The organism is Ornithinibacillus liuyingii (genome assembly GCF_055550225.1).
In genome coordinates this window covers 13,582-32,731 of sequence record NZ_JBPWOS010000011.1, presented here as the reverse complement: position 1 = coordinate 32,731, position 19,150 = coordinate 13,582, and the positions used below count along the sequence as shown (strand labels likewise).

The following is a 19,150-nucleotide window of genomic DNA, read 5'->3' as shown; positions in this document are numbered from 1 at the left end:
GATAATAAACGAGAGGAGTGATTGTATGAAACGGCCTATTAAAGTTTTAATTATAGAAGACGATTCAAATATTGTAGAATTAATTCAGTTATATATGGATAAGATTGGATTTTCATCTATATCTGCTTCTGATGGAGAAGAAGGACTGGACCTTTTTTTAGTGAGTCGCCTGATTGTATCCTTCTCGATATCATGCTACCTAAAATGAATGGCTGGGAAGTTTGTAAAACGATCCGACTAGAGGATAAACAGGTCCCCATTATCATGCTGACAGGTAAAGGAGAGACCTACGACATTATTAATGGATTGGATATAGGGGCAGATGATTATGTTGTTAAACCTTTTGATCCAAACGAATTAACGGCCCGTGTGAAAACCATATTACGGAGAACTATCTTATCAGAAAGTGATAGTGACACACTCCAATTTAGTAATATTGTAATTCATATGAAGGAATATCGTATCCTGATAAATAATGAGGAAGTACTAATGGCACCAAAAGAAATGGAATTGTTTTATTACTTAGCAATGAATCCGAATCAGGTTCTCACGAGACAGCAGTTATTGGATAGGGTATGGGGATATGAGTTTAATGGAGATTCTCGTACCGTTGATGTTCACATTAAGCGAATCCGAGATAAATTAGCTGTACATTGCGCTGATTGGTCTATTGCTACGATTCGAGGAGTCGGGTATCGGTTTGAGGTGAATTCGAATGCTTAAGAAAAACTCTATTTTTTCAAGATTGTTTATCAGCTATTCGTTGATTATTGTACTTTCATTTTTATTATTTATCGCTGTCTTTTTTTATTTATTTCATTTAAATCTTTACGAAGAATATGAAGAAATCTACCAACACCAATATGTACAGGTCGAAAAACAGCTTTCTAATCAAAAGGAATTCAATTGGAGTCACAGCGAAACTGCTGAAATACTAAGTTATTCGCTCTATCAACCAGGCTATCATATTTATCTTGTCGATGAGAGGGGGGACAAATCTTTGGACCGAACTTAAATCAAGCCTCTACGTATATCCCAATCCAAAATGACATTTTAAACGAAGTCATGATGGGTAATAAAGTGTCCGAGGGAGGGTTTGAAAATGGAGAGCTGCGATATACGATTGCCACTATGCTTTCCACGAGTATAGATGAAGTAGAGCAACCGATCATGGTTATGATTTTCCATGAATTAAACCATGAATATCAGCAGGTTATTTGGATGATTTTATTTACATTCTTCATTGCAATCATGTTTGCGGGAGTTGTTTTATGGTTTATGTCAAAGAGAATAACTGCTCCACTAAGAGAAATGAGTGAAATTGCAAGACACTATGCGAAAGGTGATTTTTCAAATTCTGTCCGTTATCAATCGAATGATGAAATTGGCCAGTTGGCGAAATCTTTTACCCATATGGCAGATGAACTGAATGATTTAGAAACAATGCGGAGGCAGTATATTTCTAATGTGTCCCATGAATTACGCTCACCTTTGACATCTATAAAGGGATTTATCATAGCACTTATGGATGGTACCATACCCAATAATAGACACGACTATTATTATCGTCTCATGAAAGAGGAGACCGAACGAATGATTAAACTTGTAAATGATACATTGGATATGAATCAATTAGAGGAAGGTCATCATAAATTATTGAAAACGAATTATAACTTAACGCATCAAATCAATACAATTATTGATAAGTTGGAACCGCATTGTACGGAAAAACAACTGCAAATACGTTTACACACTAATCGAGATTACTATGTTAATGCAGATAAAGAGCGGATAGAACAGGTAATTGTGAATCTCCTACATAATGCCATTCAGTTTTCAAGTTCACAGTCGGTTGTTGACATCAAACTTACTGAAGAAAGACCATATGTGTACGTCTATATACAAGATAATGGAATTGGTATAGAAGAGAAGCAATTAGATCTAATATGGAGGAGATTCTTTAAGGTTGATGAGGCTCGCTCGAATAAATCAGGAGCTGGACTTGGATTAGCAATTGTTAAATCTATTATAGACCTACATGAAACGGAAATAAAAGTTCAAACAAAGCCAGGTGAAGGGACGACTTTCTCGTTTAACCTCCCGCTAAACTAAGCTTTAGGCCACTATGTATCCCGCATAAAAAAATGATGCTTGTTAACATATTGTTCATATTCGCTTGCTATGATAGACCGCAGCACAGTAGACAAAGAGGAAAGGATGTAAGTATTGTATTCTTTAAGCTATATTCTTCACATTTTTGGTGTTGCAATCTGGATAGGTTCATTTTTTGCACTTGGCTATCTATTAAAAGGTTTAGCAAAAGATGAAAGGAAATTAGTGGATTTAGCTCCAGTTGTGAAGGGAATTCAAAGATGGGTGATGGTGGGTGTTCTTCCTAGTTTAGCACTGATTCTATTATCAGGTGTTTACATGGTTTTACAATTTAATCGAAGTTCAATGCCGCTTTATATAACGATCATGGAACAGGGCGGGACGTTGATTATCCTGCTTACAATTATTTTAGTATCCATGTACAGTGTGAAATTAACTAGAAAGCTGGAAGGTATCCCACTAAAAAAGGAAAAGGCGCTTGCAGAACTTATGAAATTGTATGCAAACTTTCTATTAATCTCTACAATACTTGGTGTTGGTATTATTATTGTTGTTGGCTTACGTTTGGTTTAAACAGAGTTACATATAAGAGGTTAAAATAAGCAGTCTACGTGCTAAAATACAACTTAGAGGTGAAATTATGTTTCTAGCATTAAGAGAATTTAAACATGCCAAATTACGATTTATTATGATTGGTATGATTCTAGTTTTAATATCTTGGCTTGTTTTTATATTATCGGGACTAGGAAACGGCTTATCTGCACTTAGTGCGGCAACGTTTAAAAATATGGATGCGGATTATGTTATCTTTGAGGAAGGCTCCCGGCATTCCATGTTAAGGTCAGTTATATCGGAGGATTTATCCAAAGATCTAAAAAGACTAGAACATGTGAATGAGGCTGCCCCAATGGGTTCTCAAACGGCAGTGGTTCTAAGAGAAAATGCGACGTCGGAGGATGAAAAAATTGATGTTTCTCTACTTGGTATCAATCCAGGGACATTTTTAGAGCCTGAAGTCATTGAGGGGGAAAAACTTGTACAAGGAAATGATCAAGAAGTCATTGTCAACGATGTATTAAAGAATCAAGGCATTGATTTGGGTGATACTCTAGAAATTGAAGGTACAGATGAGATAATTAAAGTTGTTGGCTTTGTTGAAAATGAGTCATTTAACCATTTGCCAGCAATTTTTATGACAATGGACGCATGGCGTAAAATCCACTTTGCAGCACCAGGTTCAGATATGGGAGTAATTAACCCGGTAAATGCGATTATGCTTCAAGGGGAAGATATTATTCTGGAAGATATCAATCAATCAGTGGAAGGAATTGAAACAGCAACGAAACAAGAAGCCATTAATGGAATACCAGGTTATACTGCTGAAAATGGAACAATTATGATGATGCTTGGCTTTCTTCTCGCCATTTCTGCATTTGTCATTACCGTTTTCTTCTATGTTATGACGTTACAAAAAACAAATCAATTTGGTATTTTGAAAGCGATTGGAGCAGGTAATGGATTTCTAGGACGAGCAGTAGTTTCCCAAGTATTCCTCCTAGCTGTTATTAGTATTGGAGTAGGAATTTTACTTACATATGGAACAGCTATGATTCTTCCAGAGGGGATGCCTTTTGCACTTGACCCTAAGCTCGTAATTAGCTATGCGATCGTATTGTTAGTTGTGTCTGTATTAAGTTCGCTTCTATCGGTTCGAAAAATAACGAAGATAGATCCACTTCAAGCGATTGGGAGGGTTGAGTAATGAAAGGAATTCAGTTTGAAAATGTATCTAAATATTATCAAGAAGGAGAAAGGAAGTTAACTGCCTTAAACCAAGTTTCTATTTCGGTTAAACCTGGGGAATTTGCAGCGGTCATTGGTCCATCGGGTTCAGGTAAGAGTACCTTTCTTTCCATTGCAGGTGCTCTGCTGCAACCATCTGAAGGTAACGTAATTATTAATGGAACCAATCTATCTGATTTGAAGCCCAGGGAACTTTCAAAATTACGACTCGACCAGATTGGCTTTGTTTTGCAAACTTCGAATCTTGTGCCATACTTAACCGTTTTCGACCAGCTCTTAGTTGTAAAGAAAATGAAGGGTTCTATTACAAAGGAAGATAAACATTTTGCTAAAGATTTATTAGATGAAGTAGACTTAGCTGATAAATTAACTAAATATCCTGATCAGCTTTCAGGGGGAGAACGGCAGCGAACAGCGATTGCTCGTGCATTAATGAATAATCCAAACATTATTCTTGCTGATGAACCTACAGCTAGTCTTGATACACAACGTGCCTTTGAAATTGTTGAACTGATGGCTAGTGGATTGAAAGCTCGAAATAAAGCTGCTATTATGGTCACTCATGATGAACGCTTATTGAAGTATTGTGATAAAGTATATCAAATCATAGACGGAAATTTAACATTACTAGATGAGCAGATTGCTATTCGGTAACTAATGGAGTCAATGGAATAAGAAGGGCAATGGAATTAGTGTTTTGTTGGAAGGGGATTAAGTTCTTTAACTAACAGGATTTTAGTAAAAGAAGAATATATTACTGAAACAGAACTTCCACAAATTTGAAGTTCTGTTTCTTTATTATTTTCAAAATTAATTTTAACAGAGTCTCAATTAAAAAATCTAGATAAAAGGGGTTTATCTACTTTAGTGAATTCTATTCTAATGTTGCCGTCTTCTGTTCTGCCATCGATTTTAAAGTAGAAATCAGATTTTAGTTCTTTCTTGAATTTTTTATAAACTGGTGACAAACTTAAGTAATCGTAATCGTCAAGTTTAATATTGTGGAAATCTAGATCAACTAAAAGGTATGAATTTCCTTCATCTTGTTTCTTAACTTCAATATAATTTTGATTAGTTCCTTCTTCCAAGCTTGAGCGTAATAAATAATCACATGAAAATGATGGTAATCTTTCTTTATTTATTGCTTCCTTGATTTTATTTCAAATGTCATTAGGGGTATGAATGGAGAAGAACTTTTCGATAACTTGATCTCTTATTATAGTTTTCTTTTTTACTTCTTCCCTCTGTTTCTTGTCATGGAATTTTTGAATATCGTTAAATACCATTGACTTTCCTCCAATCTTTGAATAAAAAGTTACCGGTTACTCATAGATATGGCTTAATTAGTAATTTAATGACTTTTAGGAAAGTAATAAGAGTTACTTTACAGTTAAATAACTATTACTTCCTTTTCTTGTTGTACTAATGAGGGATTTAGTGAATAAGAATGCGATTTAATTCATATGAAAAGGAGCTTGTCTAATCAAGCTCCTTTTTACTATCCTGTTTTTGCTGTTATTTTATTTTTTAACGATAGTTGCTAACCATTTAAGAATTAATTCCCGCTGTTTTTAGTACTTATAACTTCATAATCAGCTGTTTCTTATTGTAAATTCTAAAATAATGTAATCTATATTATCTTCTTTAATTGAAAAGTTTTGTAGTTTCATGACACACGCCCCGCGTTGCCACCCTAATTATCTTAAACAGTTAAGATCACTTCATTAAAAATAAGCTCCAAAGTCCAATTCCTATTTACCTTGATGCTTGTTTACACCAGCCACAAGCTCTCTGGAAATCAGTGGGTAAAAGTACTACGCCTTTTTCATTGCTAACGATATTGAGTTTTTTTTATTATATATAGCTTTATTTGGAAAATCAAGTAGAAGAGTAAATTCTTCCTAAAAAGGGTGGTATCCTAGTCTGAACTATGTATTATAAGCATCCTATACATAGCATCCTTAATAAATCATTTCATAAATGCTTAAGAACTCTTTTTGCTTTGTTTATTCATTTTGTGCAGTGTATGATTCTTTCCCCACTCATGCATGGCAGATAAGATCGGTTCTAAGCTTCTTCCATATTCCGTAATAGAATATTCAACCTTTGGTGGTACTTGAGGATATACGACTCGTTCCACAATGTCTTCTTCCTCTAGCTCACGTAGTTGCTTTGTTAACATTTTTTGAGTAATGCCGGGTACATTCCGTTTTAATTCACTGAATCGTTTGGTTCCCTTATCCAAAAGATGTAATAAAATAATGGGTTTCCATTTTCCTACTAGAATGCCCAGTGCATCTTCTACTTTGCACTGTTCTGGTTCAATCGTCATGATAAACACCTCCAATAGTATCCTTTTTGATACTATATTACATTAAAGTGCGTACTTGCGAGAGCGGGTTCTATTGTTCATAATAACATAGGAAGAAGAAAGATAAAAGATACCTTATAAATAAAAGAGGGAACACTAAACCTATACCATTAATCATAAATGTAATGCAGGTGAGAAAGGCGGAAGGGAAAATGGAAAAGTATAGAATCGATCCGGCGAAAGGGCTAGAGTTTGGTATTTATACATTAGGTGATCACTTGCCGAATCCAATAACAGGTGATCGGATATCAGCAGAAGAAAGAATTCAGGAAATTATTGAATATGCTAAGCTTGCCGATCAAGCGGGAATTGACTTTTTTAGCGTTGGGGAAAGTCACCAAGAATTTTTTGCAACACAAGCTCATTCTGTTGTTTTAGCAGCAATAGCACAAGCAACAAAAAACATTAAAATTGCGAGTTCATCTACTATAATCTCAACGTCTGATCCGGTACGAGTGTATGAGGATTTTGCCACATTGGATTTAATTTCCAAAGGCCGTACGGAAATTATTGCTGGGCGTGCTTCAAGAGTGGGACTTTTTGAACTTTTAGGTTATGATATTCGGGATTATGAAGCGTTATTTGAGGAAAAATTTAATCTTCTACTTCAGATTAATGAAGAAGAAGTTGTGAATTGGAACGGTGAGTTTCGTGCCCCACTAAAAAATGCCAAAGTGCTTCCGCGACCGAAGAATGGTAAAATGCCAATTTGGCGTGCTGTTGGCGGAACTCCAGCTAGTGCGATGAAGGCCGGATATGCTGGTATTGGAATGTTTATGGCCCATCTAGGTGGACCGGTTTCAGTGTTTAAACGAACGATTGATGCCTATCGTGAAGCAGCAAGGCTTGGTGGACATAATCCAGAAGAACTACCTGTTGCCACAGCGGGATTCTTTTATGCGGCAGAATCGTCCCAACAAGCTTTAAAGGATATGTATCCACATATAAATGAAGGAATGAAGCGAACAAATGGTCAAGGATTTGCCAAGCAGCTATTTGCACAAAGTGTTGATTCACGAAGTATTATAAATGTAGGTAGTCCTCAACAAATTATCGAAAAAATCCTATATCAACATGAACAATTTGGACACCAGCGCTATATTGCACAGATTGATTTTGGCGGGGTACCATTTGACCGATTAATGAAAAATATTGAGTTGATTGGTAATGAAATTTTACCAGCAATCAGAAAATATACAGCAAAGAAATAAGGTGGTAAACGAGATGAAAATCGTAGGATTGTCAGGATCGAAAGTTGGATCTAAAACGAGAACAGCAATGAATTATGCAGTAAAATCTCTTTCTGAAACATATCCAGATGTGGAAGTGACAGTAATTGATTTGGCTGACTATGATATTCAATTTAGTGACGGCCGAAATTACTTGGAATATGAAGGCGACACAGGGTATGTAACGAAAACCATTATGGAAGCTGACGCTATAATAATAGGAACACCTATATTTCAAGCGTCTATACCGGCAACCTTAAAGAATATTTTTGATTTACTCCCTATCAATGCATTCCGTGACAAGATAGTTAGTATGATCGTAACAGCTGGATCGGCGAAACATTTTCTCATAGCAGAACAACAGTTAAAACCTATTTTGGCTTACATGAAGGCCCAGATAGTACAGACCTATGTATTTATTGAAGAAAAGGATTTCTATTTAAAAGAAATTAGAAATGATGATGTCCTATTCCGGATAAATCGTTTAGTAGAAGATACGATTACACTAATGGAAACCTATAAGAAAATACGTGATGAAAAAGAAGCGATGTATGATTTTTAACCTCTGTGGTTTAAGGACAAAAGAAAGAGGGCAACGTCATCATTGGATGATTTTACCCTCCTTCTTGTTTATTTTACTGTTTAAAGAATGGATAGAAACGCTCTTCTTCTTGAACACTAATCCATTTAACGGTCGTGAATTTCTCAATTGCCCATTCGCCACCGAATCGACCAACACCCGACCCTTTTTCTCCACCAAATGCTACATGTGCTTCTTCATTGACAGATTGGTCATTCACATGAATCATTCCAGTTTCAATTTGTTTGGCAACTTTGACACCATGATGAATATCACCACTAAATACGGCACCGCTTAGACCATAGGGGGAATCGTTCGCAATGCGGATGGCATCTTGTTCATCCTTAGCTTTTATAACTGATGATACCGGTCCAAACATTTCATTTTGGGCAACAGGCATATCATTTGTGACATCTTTTAGAATGGTTGGGTAAAGTACGTTACCTTCCGCTTGTCCACCAATAACTACTTTTGCACCTTTGGCCTCACTATTTTCTATCTCTTTGAGAATCCTTTTAACTTCACTTTGGTTAATTAAAGGGCCAATTGCTGTTTCTGGATCGGACGGGTCTCCAGCTTTTAATTGACTTACCTTTTCTTTAAATACTTCGACAAAATTATCATAAATACTAGCATCTACTACCACTCTGTTTAAAGACATACATATTTGTCCTTGGTGTAAGTAGGCACCAAATGCAGCTGCTTCGGCTGCCCGTTCTATATCAGCATCATTCAGTACAATTAGGACATTATTTCCACCTAATTCAAGTGCTACATCCTTCAATGTACGTCCAGCAATTTCGCCAATTCTTCTTCCTACTTCTGTAGATCCGGTAAATGATACAAGTTTTGAAATAGGATGTTCGACAATATCATCACCAATTTCTGAGCCTTTACCTACGACAACACTTAGTACACCCTTTGGTAACCCTGCTTGCTCCAAAATATCCGCTATTAAAAATCCGGATGTTATAGGTGTTGATGATGCGGGTTTTAGTACGACACTATTCCCTGTTGCTATCGCAGGAGCAACGGAGCGCATTGTTAAGACTAATGGGAAATTCCAAGGGCAAATTACGGTTACCACACCTTTAGCGGAACGATAGATGCGATTTTCTTTTCCAGGTACATTGGAAGGTAATATAGACCCTGTGACACGATAAGGGAATGAAGCAGCTTCTTTTAACGTAGCGACCGTACCACCCCATTCAATTTCCGCTTTTATTCTTGTACTACCAGATTCTTTTACTAACCAATCAATTACTTCTTCTTTCCGTTCAATAAATATTTGTGCTGCCTTCTCAAGAATCGTACGCTTTTCATCTGGGAGTTTTGCTTCCCATTCTTGCTGTGCTTCCTTAGCGGACTTAAATGCACGATCAAGGTCTTCTTTAGAGGCACCCTTTATTTCGTTTATTACTTCATTATTATATGGGTTCGTGTTGGTAACCACACTATTACTTGAACCTTCAACCCATTCTCCAGCTATAAATTGTCTTGTATATTTTTCCAAGATGATTCGCTTCCTTTCGGATAAATTCGATATCTTCTTACTTCTTGATGATAGTACTGAAATCGTTTTAACATCAAATTATCTGCTTAACAGCAAATCTACTTACGACAGGTTACGGTAGGTCTAAAATCATTGGTTCTTCACCTTTTTTATTCATTAATCTAATTTGATCAGGTTTAATTTCTAATACGGTATAGTTTGGGTCATGTAGTCCATCAAACCATTTCTCCATATTCGTATTCCACAGTTTCTGTTTTAATTCTAACGAATCGGAAATATGAACTTTCCCTTCATACTCCACATACTCATCTCCATATTCTTCTCCTTCATAACCTAAAAGGATGTGTGTATAAGGGTTGTTTTCTAATTCGTCTACTTTATGTGTATTCTCATCTGTTGCCGTATAAAGATTTAATTCCTCATTAGAAAATGTCATATAGCGTGCGTGTGGTTTATTGTTTTGAACTGTTGCCATAATACCTACATTGCTATCGCTTAGTATGTGCTGGATTGCTATTTTCAGTTCATCTTTTGTCATTAATCTCACTCCTTAATCAGTATCATTCTCATTATTCCGTTAGTGGAAAGAAAATAACCATAATTTTTAGCTATATATTGGTATGAACCAATACATTAAGGTGGATGATAATAATGACTGTTACTTTGATTAAGGGAGGTGAAGAATAGATGGAAGCATTAAGAAGAATTGCATTAGCTCTAGTAATCATAGGTGCGATTAACTGGGGTTTAATTGGACTTTTCCAATTTGATTTGGTAGCTGCACTTTTTGGTGGGCAAGATGCGTTGCTTTCTAGAATTGTTTATTCGTTAGTTGGTTTAAGTGGTTTATATTGTATCACCTTATTATTCGAACCGGCTGATGAGAGGGAGACTACTGGTACTGGACGACTTAATTATGGTACTGAGTTTGGTGAAGAAGACGATTTTTCTCGCGTTAGGGAAGAAGATAGAGATGTATAAGCCATAAGTCGTCATAATGAACATCCCTTGACAGAGTACGAATGATAAATTCGCTCCGGAGACGGTTTCTCCTGTATGCGTGAGGCGCACGTTTAAGAGTGCTCATGATTAGGCGGAGCTCGAGCTTGACTGTACCAAGTTGAGCAAACAATCGTTTGATCTCCGGAGCGATTATACTTTAGTTAGCCTCTACGGTTTATAAGTAGAAATCATTGCTTCATTGTCAAAGTCAATAGGAAGTATAGCATATACAGGCCAATATATGATCCTGACAGTAAGAAGAATGGATTTAAAAAAATAGCATGAATATTCGTCATTAACACTGTATTGTCGATGATTATTTGGTAGATAGATAAAGAAGCGATTATCCCAAAAACCATGGTAGAAATAATAGCAACAATGTGGAATAGGAATCGGATATTCTTCCATGTATTGGATAAATAATACATTAAAAAGGGTCCTATTACGATTCCTGTAATTAAAAGGATTCTCATGATAACCTCCCAGTAAGATATATTCACATATAGTATGTACATTAGTAAAAATATCAACCAGTGCTGTAGAAAATAGATTTACTTGTTATAACGTTGTATCGCTAATATGCTTTCATTCTGTGAAAATAGTAACCAATTTCTATGAAAATATGTATATCTAAATAAAGATTTGGAAATAATAAAACTATAAATACCTTCGTGCTTGAACGAAGAATAAATTAGAGGTGAAAGAATTTTGAAGAAGTATGGTTTAGTTAGTTTAATAGGGGTGCTAGTAGTTGCTGCAATAATCTTCCTATTTGTATTTGACAGCCCGGATAATGAGAAAGAGCAAGCTAAAAATGACCAGGACGCAATTCAGGTATTTGAGGATTCCATTGAAGTCATAGCATCGGATGATGGCAACATCAACGCAAATAAATTATTTATTCCATGGACCATTAATAAAAACGCAGGGACCTTCTATTTAAGTCAAAGGGATGGAACGATTGTTTCGATTGATAGTGATTTTGGATTAGTGGAAGTTCAAAATGTAGAAGTTTCAAAAGATATTCTTCATAAGGGAGAGTCTGGATTTCTTGGTTTTACATTAGCGCCAGATTTTGAAAATTCAAAACAAGCATTTGCATTTCATACCTATGATAAGGAAGGTGAAATGGTAAACCGTATCGTAACCCTTGCTCTCGACGGTTCCACTTGGAAAGAAGAAGATGTGATTTTGGATAATATTCCCGGTGGGGAAATGAATAATGGTGGAAGAATTAAAATTGGACCAGATGGTATGCTCTATGCAACAACTGGTGATCTTGGTCAAGGTGCTGTAGCACAAGATTTAGATAGTTTAGCTGGTAAAATCTTACGTATGGAACTGAACGGTGAGATTCCGAGCGATAATCCATTTGAAGATTCTTATGTCTATTCTTATGGTCATCGAAACTCACAAGGGTTGGTTTGGGATGAACAAGGGGTTCTTTATAGCTCTGAACATGGGGAAGATGGTCATGATGAAATTAACATAATTGAAGCAGGTAAAAACTATGGATGGCCGATTATTGAAGGGGATGAAGAGGCGGAGGGTATGGTTAGTCCGCTAGTACATTCAGGTGATGACACTTGGGCACCATCTGGTATTGCCTACCATGATGGACAATTATATATATCTTCTTTAGCTGGGAAAAGAATTTTAACGTATGATATAGCGACACAAGTGATGGAGGATTTCTATGATGAAGCAGGTCGACTTCGCGATGTGTTTATTGAAGAGGATGCATTATTTGTCATTACAAGTAATCGTGATAATCGGGGAGAACCGACTGATAAAGATGACCGTTTAATCCACCTTCCATTAGCGGAAAAAACGTCTAATTAAAACTAAAAAGATGGTTCTAGTTGATACATACTCTAGAACCATCTTTTTTAATTTATTCTTTCATTAATGTTTTTAAATACTCTTTTACTGCCTCGATTTGTTCTTCAGACAACACGCCTTCAAATGGAGGCATACCCCCACCACCGTGTTTTATTTGCTCAATTAATTCTTCATCGGTCATCTCAAGGTTTTCAAGGTTAGGCCCGTTATGTCCACCTACACCATTGGCACCGTGGCAGGATAGACAGTTGTTCTCATATATCTTAATTCCTTGTGCAGCTACTTCACCACCATCTGTACCGGTTTGTCCTTCGCTTTCCTGATTGTCTGTGTCTTGTTCCTCGGCGGTAGGTGATGTATTAATTGCGTCTTCTGGTACGTCCTCTAACGATGTGTATTCTCCTTCTAAAGAGAAGGTGTAAATTTTATCTCCGTGGGTAGTCCCGGCTAATGAATTCCCAGCAGCAAAGACGGAAATATATTGCTTTCCATCAACGGAGTAAGTCATTGCTGGAGCATTAACACCGGCATCAGTCATGAAATCCCATATTTCTTCACCTGTCGTTGCGTTATAGGCAATAAGCCTTCCGTCATTATGACCAGCAAATAGTAAATTCCCTTTTGTAGTTAATAATCCACTAAAGGCAATGGTTTCCCATTCCTCTTGCCATGCAATTGTATTGGTTTTAACATCAACTGCTGTTATTAATCCGTGCTGTGGTCCACCTTCCATCGGCTGCCAAATACTTCCAATCCATTCTTTCCCTTCATCAAAAATATTCGCTTCGTCATCTTCGTTGTGTGCATAGGCAAAATAGTTACTGTTTACTTGTACATAATACAATTCTGTGTCTGGATTGTATGCAGATGGTGGCCAGTTACCTCCTCCTTGAGGGGAAGGGGTAATGGTTAATGGTTCATCCCAGAATGGTGTAAATAAATCCCCAACTTTTCCATCAAAATCATCTGGGAAATCTCGTTCAATATCTTCCTCTGTTATGGATTGTGGTACTAGTGCGTCTCCAATTGGATATGGTTGGGTAGGAGACGTTTTTTGTCTTTCATCCTGCGGTACGGGTCGTTCTTCTATGCCAATTAATGGTTCACCGTTTGTGCGATCTAATATATATACCCAACCAGTTTTCCCTGTTTCTGCAATAGCATTTCTCAATTCACCATCAATTTCTACATCGAATAATGTAACTGGATTAGCAGGATCTAAATCCCATATATCGTGATGCACTTGTTGGAAGTGCCATTGGTATTCTCCTGTATCAGCATCTAAGGCTAGCATGGAGTTAGCGTAAAGATTATCTCCTTCGCGGTTACTTCCATCAAGGTCAGGCGAAGCATTCCCAGTTGAAAAATAAATCATATTTAGCTCCGGGTCAACAGCAGGAGTCTGCCAAATAGGTCCTCCGCCAGTTAGCCAGCTATTGTTGTCGTCTGGCCAAGTTTCAGATCCTGGCTCACCTGGTGCAGGAATTGTGTATGTTCTCCATACCTCTCTTCCGATATTGGAATCATAAGCAGCTAAAAAGCCTCGAATGCCGTATTCTCCACCAGCTACTCCTGTGTAAACTTTGCCATCATAATAGAGGGGAGCACTTGTGATGGTGTACCCTTTTTCCCATTCAGCAACGGGTGTCTCCCAAACAACATCACCAGTTTCTTGGTCTAGTGCTACTAGACGGGAATCTAATAGTCCGACAAAGACTTTTCCATCTCCTAATGCAACACCACGGCTAATCCAACCACAACAAGCAGTGTCAAGGCCATCGGCAAGCTGTGGTGTATACTCCCAAATAATTTCGCCAGTAGTAGCATCAAGAGCTTGTACAACATTGGCTCCGGTGACATTAAACATTACACCGTCATATACAAGAGGCGTTGACTCACCGGAATATTTGAATTCTAAACCTGAACCCAAGCTAGTAACCCATTCTAGCTTTAAGTCACCAACATTAGATGTATCAATTTGCTCTAACGGTGAGTATCTTCGATTGTAAAGGTCACCACCATTTGTAATCCAATTGTCAGTAGGAGCGGCTGCTAAATCTTCAGGAGAAAATTTAGGAGCAACCTCTCCTGTGTAGTCCGTATGTTGAACAGACTGATGATTCTCTTTCTCTGGATTCTTGGTTTGTTCCGGAGTAGTATCTTGTTGTTCATTTTCGTTTTGTGTTTCTTCGCCAGCTGGAGGTTCAGCATGTTCGTCATCATTTATCCCTTGAAAAGCGAAAAATCCTACGGCGGTGATAATAGCTACAACTGCAATAACAAACCATACTTGTTTATCCATATTTCAAGCTCCTTTCATTATGACGTTATACATTAGGTTCTTTTGTAATTTGCCCTTATAACGTTAAATTACCCTTTTAATGTAAATTTCATAAGAAATGATGAAATAGGGATATATGTTCCATAATTAAATTTTCATTTCGGTTCTTATTATCGATTGAATGAGAATAATTCGACATTACAACTAAAAGAATGACAAAAATCTATTATTTTCCATTCAAAATCTAGCGTTTCTGCATTATAATAGATTGAAAGGGTTGCAAACGAAAGGTTGTCTGCATCAACTTAACGTAAGCAAGCTACACTTATGGAATAGGAGATTTATAGAATGAAGAATAAGCAACTGAAGAGATTATTAATCCCAATTGTTCTCCTACTAGTTATTTTACTTCCGTTTGCAATACCAGAAAAAAGTAGCGGGGACGAAGAATTATTTGCCCATGATCATGTAGCAAGACAAACATCGATCCAATTAATTGAACAGGGTGTTTCTATAAAACGCTTTGTAGTTGATTCTGGATATAATTTTGAATACCCAGATGCAGTACGTGGTATTTATGTAACCGGTCATTCAGCAGGAGGTAGTCGATTTAATTCGTTAGTGGAATTGGTGAATAACTCTGATCTGAATGCTATGGTTATTGATATTAAGGAAGACCATGGATACTTAACATTTAAACCTGATGAAGATTCACCATTTGTAGCTATTGGTCAAAATTATATTAAAGATATTCAGGAAATGATGAAAACCTTAGAAGAAAATCAAATTTATCCAATTGCTAGGGTTGTAGTATTTAAAGATAGTGTGTTAGCTAAAAATAGACCGGATCTTTCGTTTACAGAGAATGGTTCTGTTTGGAAAAATAACCGTGGTGAATCATTTGTAAATCCATTCCAAAAAGAGGTTTGGGAATATAATGTTGAAATTGCTAAAATGGCAGCCGAAATGGGCTTCAAAGAAATTCAGTTTGACTATGTTCGATTTCCAGAAGGGTTTGAACGTAGGGATGGCGACTTAACTTATTCACAAGGTGCTTATGAAGATAGCGAAGAAGACAATGTTCAACGGCGAGTTCAGGCTGTTACAGATTTTGTGGCGTATGCGAAACAAGAATTAGAGCCTTATGACATAGATGTGTCTGTGGATATTTTCGGTTATGCAGCTACAATTCCTGAAGCACCAGGAATAGGTCAAAACTTCTCCAAGATATCGGAAAATGTCGATGTCATTTCGTCCATGATATATCCAAGTCACTGGTCTAATAATTATTTCGGAATCCCACTTCCTGATGCAGAACCGTATCGTTTAACGGATGAATACGCTAAAGTGGAAAATGAGGTACTTTCTAAATTGGAAAATCGACCAGTCTCTCGACCATGGATACAGGATTTTGAAGCACCTTGGATTTATAATGGTACTGGTATACCAGTGACAAAATATGGAAAAAAAGAAGTGGAAGCACAAATAAAAGCCTTACAGGATAACGGAATAAATGAGTACTTAATTTGGAATGCTGGTAACACATATACCCAAAATGTTGATTATAAGCCATAATTTACGAAAAAAAGCGAAACAATAAATAAAAGTTTCGCTTTTTTTCGTTTAACTACACATACTGAAGATATAAGTGTATAACAGGGATTTAACATCTAATCCTATTTTCGTTATACTAGCAACATAAAGGCTTTCAGGATTGTTTTACAAAATCGTTAAGAGCTTGTTTGCTTTCTTTTAGAAAATACGAAGGAGTAGATCCATGGATTGGTATGAAAAATTAAGTAAATATTTCCCCATTGAAGAAATGAAATCAAAGGAACATATGGAACTGTTATTGAAAGAAAAAGGGGACGTTTACCATAAAGATGATGGTCCATATCATGTTATGATGTATGCTGAATTTGATTCCTTTATTTTTATTGATTATGTATGGGTTTCAGCTAAAGCGAGAGGACAAGGTATTGGACATAAATTAATTGAAAAATTAAAAGAACATAATAAACCGATAATATTAGAAGTAGAACCGGTTGATTATGATGATTCAGATACCGAAAAACGACTTCATTTTTATAAGCGTGAAGGGTTTAAGCATGCTCAATCAATTGGGTATAATCGCCGTTCGTTGGCGACTAATGAGGAGACCCCGATGGAAATTTTATATTGGTCACCGAATGATGAATCGGAAGAAGTCATTTATGAGCAAATGAGAAAAATGTATGAATCGATTCATACGTATAAAGATGAACAGCTTTATGGGCAGTCTTACCAACCAGTAGATGAAGTATTAACATTTAATGAGGACAGAGAGTCTGAGGATATTTTATCGAGGATCGATAGAAATCAGATGAAATAATAATTATAATTCGGTCGTCTTAAACCTTTGGTTAAGACGACCGTTTGTGGTGTTTAAAAGTGTAGTGTTTTCAATGTGTATTGCTTATTTTATATCGTTTTTCCTTCGGTGTTTCCGACAGGGATATTGTTTAAGCGATCTGCTAATGCAAGACCTACATTTGGCGATTCAATTTCATCGTTAGTTAACAATGTGTCTTTGAAGTCATAAGCATTAGAACCGTGTTCTGCAAAATCAAGTCCTGCAATTTCTTCCTCTTTGGATACACGAATTGGAACAAACTTGTTTAATACATACGTAAATCCACCAATGGTAACGGCTACCCATAAGATGACCGCGAGTACTCCGATGGCTTGAATTCCGAGTTGTGCAAATCCATTACCATAAAACAGGCCAGTAGAAGTTGAAAATAAACCTACAGCTAATGTACCCCATATACCTAGTAGACCATGTACGGTGATTGCACCAACCGGATCATCGATTTGTAACTTAGCATCGAAGAATCGAATTCCTTCTACGAGAATCACTCCAGAAATTAAACCGACTATAATAGAGCCGCCAAGAGATATTTCGGCACACCCTGCAGTAATTCCCACTAATCCTGCTAATACACCGTTTAAAGATAATGAAGCATCCACTTTCTTGTATCGGAATCTGGTGTATAATGCACTTGCAACTAAGGCAGCAGAGGTAGATAATAAAGTAGTGCCAATTACCATAGGGACTAATGTTGGATCAGCAGCTAGTGTGCTACCCCCATTAAATCCAAACCATCCAAGCCATAGGATAAAGACACCTAACGCGCCGAGAGGGATATTATGTCCTGGTATAACGTTAACTTTTTTCCCTTCGTATTTACCTAAGCGAGGTCCTAAAATAAGAACAACTACTAATGCGCCTACAGCTCCTGTTAGGTGAACTACGGTAGATCCAGCGAAATCGCTAAACCCAAGAATCGTTAGCCAACCGTCTCCTTGCCAAATCCAATGTCCCACTACTGGATAAACAATTGCCGTCATAGCTATCACAATGAAAATATAGCTTCCAAGCTTAATCCTTTCTGCAACAGCACCAGACATAATTGTGGCACAGGTGGCTATAAACATTGCTTGGAAGACAAAGAAACCAATATCCTCTACTCCGCTAAGCAAAAAGCCATCGGAACCGACTATAGAGCCAAAAGTACTTCCGAACATTAAACCATACCCGACAACAAGGAATAAAATTGCTGAAACACTAATGGTTAAGAAGTTCTTCATTAATATGTTTAACGTGTTTTTGGATCTAGTAAACCCTGATTCGACCATCGCAAATCCTGCATGCATGAAGAATACAAGAAAAGCGCCTAACATTACCCATACTAGGTTAATGGCTAACTCTAATTCTTCTGTATTCATTCTTTCCCCTCCTAATCATAAACTCATGTTATAAAATGGCTTGTGCTCCTCGTTCCTTTGTGCGAATTCTTATGACTTCTTCAATCGGATGGATGAAGATTTTTCCGTCACCAATTGTTCCTGTGCTACAAGTGTTGATGATTATGTCGACTATTTCATCAACTTGACTATCATCCACGACTGTTTCTACTTTAAGCTTAGGTAATAACTGTAGCTGAAACGTAGTACCGCGAAATAATCCGGTTTTCCCTTTTTGTTTCCCGGTACCAGCTGCTTCTGTAATCGTTAAACCGCCTATCCCTATTTCGGATAAGCTACTACGTAAAGATTGGAATGTTTCTGGACGTATTATGGCTTCAATCTTTTTCATTTACTCCCCTCCTTATGTAAGGTTTTATAACATTATAATAAAATGATAAGCGGGTTTTTCTAAAAAATCAAGAAAATATTTATTTAAATGTAATATAACCTAACATTATAAGGGGCGTTATTAGTGAATGGATTTATGGATAATTTATTTTTAGACAGTAATTATATCGATTTTGTGAATTTGATATTTTTAGTGAAAATAATCTATCTATTACTTGACAAATGATGTATACTATACTTATAGGTTATTTAAAGTAATTTTAATTTAATAACCGATTAA

22 protein-coding genes are annotated in these 19,150 nt (G+C 36.7%); 13 read left to right on the top strand and 9 right to left on the bottom strand.

What is annotated here, in order from left to right; translation table 11 throughout:
• Positions 1 to 25: 25 nt before the first annotated feature.
• The 7 genes from ACSKT4_RS15010 to ACSKT4_RS14980 all read left to right on the top strand — a co-directional run bounded on the left by ACSKT4_RS15010 (position 26) and on the right by ACSKT4_RS14980 (position 4,569).
• A complete protein-coding gene (locus ACSKT4_RS15010) occupies positions 26 to 208 on the top strand; it encodes a response regulator (protein ID WP_255488180.1) in 183 nt (60 codons plus the stop codon).
• Positions 193 to 723, top strand: a complete 531-nt coding sequence (locus ACSKT4_RS15005; protein ID WP_255488179.1) for a winged helix-turn-helix domain-containing protein — start codon at positions 193 to 195, stop codon at positions 721 to 723. The genes ACSKT4_RS15010 and ACSKT4_RS15005 overlap by 16 nt, the downstream gene beginning before the upstream one ends.
• Positions 716 to 1,015 (top strand): hypothetical protein, encoded by a 300-nt coding sequence (locus ACSKT4_RS15000; RefSeq protein ID WP_186871382.1) that lies wholly within the window; start codon positions 716 to 718, stop codon positions 1,013 to 1,015. The genes ACSKT4_RS15005 and ACSKT4_RS15000 overlap by 8 nt, the downstream gene beginning before the upstream one ends.
• 50 nt (positions 1,016 to 1,065) lie before the next feature.
• Positions 1,066 to 2,112 carry a sensor histidine kinase gene (locus tag ACSKT4_RS14995; RefSeq protein ID WP_465823639.1) on the top strand — a complete coding sequence of 349 codons (1,047 nt, stop codon included), beginning with the start codon at positions 1,066 to 1,068 and terminating at the stop codon, positions 2,110 to 2,112.
• Positions 2,113 to 2,226: 114 nt separating this feature from the next.
• Complete coding sequence (locus ACSKT4_RS14990; RefSeq protein ID WP_147667937.1) at positions 2,227 to 2,685, top strand: hypothetical protein; 459 nt, start codon at positions 2,227 to 2,229, stop codon at positions 2,683 to 2,685.
• A 67-nt stretch (positions 2,686 to 2,752) separates the two neighbouring features.
• Positions 2,753 to 3,874, top strand: coding sequence for an ABC transporter permease (locus ACSKT4_RS14985; protein WP_147667939.1), 1,122 nt, complete (start codon positions 2,753 to 2,755; stop codon positions 3,872 to 3,874).
• Positions 3,874 to 4,569: an ABC transporter ATP-binding protein gene (locus ACSKT4_RS14980; RefSeq protein WP_186871380.1), complete on the top strand. Its 696-nt coding sequence runs from the start codon at positions 3,874 to 3,876 to the stop codon at positions 4,567 to 4,569. The genes ACSKT4_RS14985 and ACSKT4_RS14980 overlap by 1 nt, the downstream gene beginning before the upstream one ends.
• Before the next feature lie 173 nt (positions 4,570 to 4,742).
• Here ACSKT4_RS14980 and ACSKT4_RS14975 read toward each other — a convergent pair whose 3' ends face one another.
• The 3 genes from ACSKT4_RS14975 to ACSKT4_RS14965 all read right to left on the bottom strand — a co-directional run bounded on the left by ACSKT4_RS14975 (position 4,743) and on the right by ACSKT4_RS14965 (position 6,247).
• Positions 4,743 to 5,003, bottom strand: coding sequence for a hypothetical protein (locus ACSKT4_RS14975; RefSeq protein ID WP_465823638.1), 261 nt, complete (start codon positions 5,001 to 5,003; stop codon positions 4,743 to 4,745).
• Positions 5,004 to 5,075: 72 nt separating this feature from the next.
• On the bottom strand, positions 5,076 to 5,201 hold the full coding sequence (locus tag ACSKT4_RS14970; protein ID WP_255488178.1) for a hypothetical protein: 126 nt from the start codon (positions 5,199 to 5,201) through the stop codon (positions 5,076 to 5,078).
• 698 nt (positions 5,202 to 5,899) lie between these two features.
• Positions 5,900 to 6,247 carry a winged helix-turn-helix transcriptional regulator gene (locus tag ACSKT4_RS14965; RefSeq protein WP_465823637.1) on the bottom strand — a complete coding sequence of 116 codons (348 nt, stop codon included), beginning with the start codon at positions 6,245 to 6,247 and terminating at the stop codon, positions 5,900 to 5,902.
• A 191-nt stretch (positions 6,248 to 6,438) separates the two neighbouring features.
• On the opposite strand from ACSKT4_RS14965, the gene ACSKT4_RS14960 reads away from it, so the two are divergent.
• Positions 6,439 to 7,497: an LLM class flavin-dependent oxidoreductase gene (locus ACSKT4_RS14960; protein ID WP_186871378.1), complete on the top strand. Its 1,059-nt coding sequence runs from the start codon at positions 6,439 to 6,441 to the stop codon at positions 7,495 to 7,497.
• A 13-nt stretch (positions 7,498 to 7,510) separates the two neighbouring features.
• Positions 7,511 to 8,077, top strand: coding sequence for an NADPH-dependent FMN reductase (locus ACSKT4_RS14955; RefSeq protein ID WP_186871377.1), 567 nt, complete (start codon positions 7,511 to 7,513; stop codon positions 8,075 to 8,077).
• Positions 8,078 to 8,150: 73 nt separating this feature from the next.
• Here the strand turns inward: ACSKT4_RS14955 and ACSKT4_RS14950 are convergent, their stop codons facing one another.
• Together ACSKT4_RS14950 and ACSKT4_RS14945 are read right to left on the bottom strand one after the other, a co-directional pair.
• Positions 8,151 to 9,608: an aldehyde dehydrogenase family protein gene (locus ACSKT4_RS14950; protein WP_222619099.1), complete on the bottom strand. Its 1,458-nt coding sequence runs from the start codon at positions 9,606 to 9,608 to the stop codon at positions 8,151 to 8,153.
• A 112-nt stretch (positions 9,609 to 9,720) separates the two neighbouring features.
• Positions 9,721 to 10,146, bottom strand: coding sequence for a pyridoxamine 5'-phosphate oxidase family protein (locus ACSKT4_RS14945; protein WP_186871376.1), 426 nt, complete (start codon positions 10,144 to 10,146; stop codon positions 9,721 to 9,723).
• Between the two features lie 149 nt (positions 10,147 to 10,295).
• Between ACSKT4_RS14945 and ACSKT4_RS14940 the strand changes: the two genes are divergently transcribed.
• Positions 10,296 to 10,589 carry a DUF378 domain-containing protein gene (locus ACSKT4_RS14940; RefSeq protein ID WP_186871375.1) on the top strand — a complete coding sequence of 98 codons (294 nt, stop codon included), beginning with the start codon at positions 10,296 to 10,298 and terminating at the stop codon, positions 10,587 to 10,589.
• Positions 10,590 to 10,798: 209 nt separating this feature from the next.
• Here the strand turns inward: ACSKT4_RS14940 and ACSKT4_RS14935 are convergent, their stop codons facing one another.
• Positions 10,799 to 11,083: a transposase gene (locus ACSKT4_RS14935; protein WP_186871374.1), complete on the bottom strand. Its 285-nt coding sequence runs from the start codon at positions 11,081 to 11,083 to the stop codon at positions 10,799 to 10,801.
• 235 nt (positions 11,084 to 11,318) lie between these two features.
• On the opposite strand from ACSKT4_RS14935, the gene ACSKT4_RS14930 reads away from it, so the two are divergent.
• Positions 11,319 to 12,452, top strand: a complete 1,134-nt coding sequence (locus tag ACSKT4_RS14930) for a PQQ-dependent sugar dehydrogenase (protein WP_186871373.1) — start codon at positions 11,319 to 11,321, stop codon at positions 12,450 to 12,452.
• Positions 12,453 to 12,504: 52 nt separating this feature from the next.
• On the opposite strand, the gene ACSKT4_RS14925 is transcribed toward ACSKT4_RS14930, so the two are convergent.
• Positions 12,505 to 14,754 carry an outer membrane protein assembly factor BamB family protein gene (locus ACSKT4_RS14925; RefSeq protein WP_465823636.1) on the bottom strand — a complete coding sequence of 750 codons (2,250 nt, stop codon included), beginning with the start codon at positions 14,752 to 14,754 and terminating at the stop codon, positions 12,505 to 12,507.
• A gap of 327 nt (positions 14,755 to 15,081) precedes the next feature.
• On the opposite strand from ACSKT4_RS14925, the gene ACSKT4_RS14920 reads away from it, so the two are divergent.
• Both ACSKT4_RS14920 and ACSKT4_RS14915 read left to right on the top strand, forming a co-directional pair.
• On the top strand, positions 15,082 to 16,308 hold the full coding sequence (locus ACSKT4_RS14920) for a putative glycoside hydrolase (RefSeq protein ID WP_465823635.1): 1,227 nt from the start codon (positions 15,082 to 15,084) through the stop codon (positions 16,306 to 16,308).
• 202 nt (positions 16,309 to 16,510) lie between these two features.
• The gene (locus tag ACSKT4_RS14915) at positions 16,511 to 17,104 is read left to right on the top strand and encodes a GNAT family N-acetyltransferase (RefSeq protein WP_186871370.1); all 594 of its coding nucleotides are present in this window, start codon (positions 16,511 to 16,513) and stop codon (positions 17,102 to 17,104) included.
• Positions 17,105 to 17,193: 89 nt separating this feature from the next.
• Here ACSKT4_RS14915 and ACSKT4_RS14910 read toward each other — a convergent pair whose 3' ends face one another.
• Positions 17,194 to 18,501 (bottom strand): ammonium transporter, encoded by a 1,308-nt coding sequence (locus tag ACSKT4_RS14910; protein WP_186871369.1) that lies wholly within the window; start codon positions 18,499 to 18,501, stop codon positions 17,194 to 17,196.
• Positions 18,502 to 18,529: 28 nt separating this feature from the next.
• Complete coding sequence (locus tag ACSKT4_RS14905; protein ID WP_186871368.1) at positions 18,530 to 18,871, bottom strand: P-II family nitrogen regulator; 342 nt, start codon at positions 18,869 to 18,871, stop codon at positions 18,530 to 18,532.
• Positions 18,872 to 19,150: the final 279 nt, after the last annotated feature.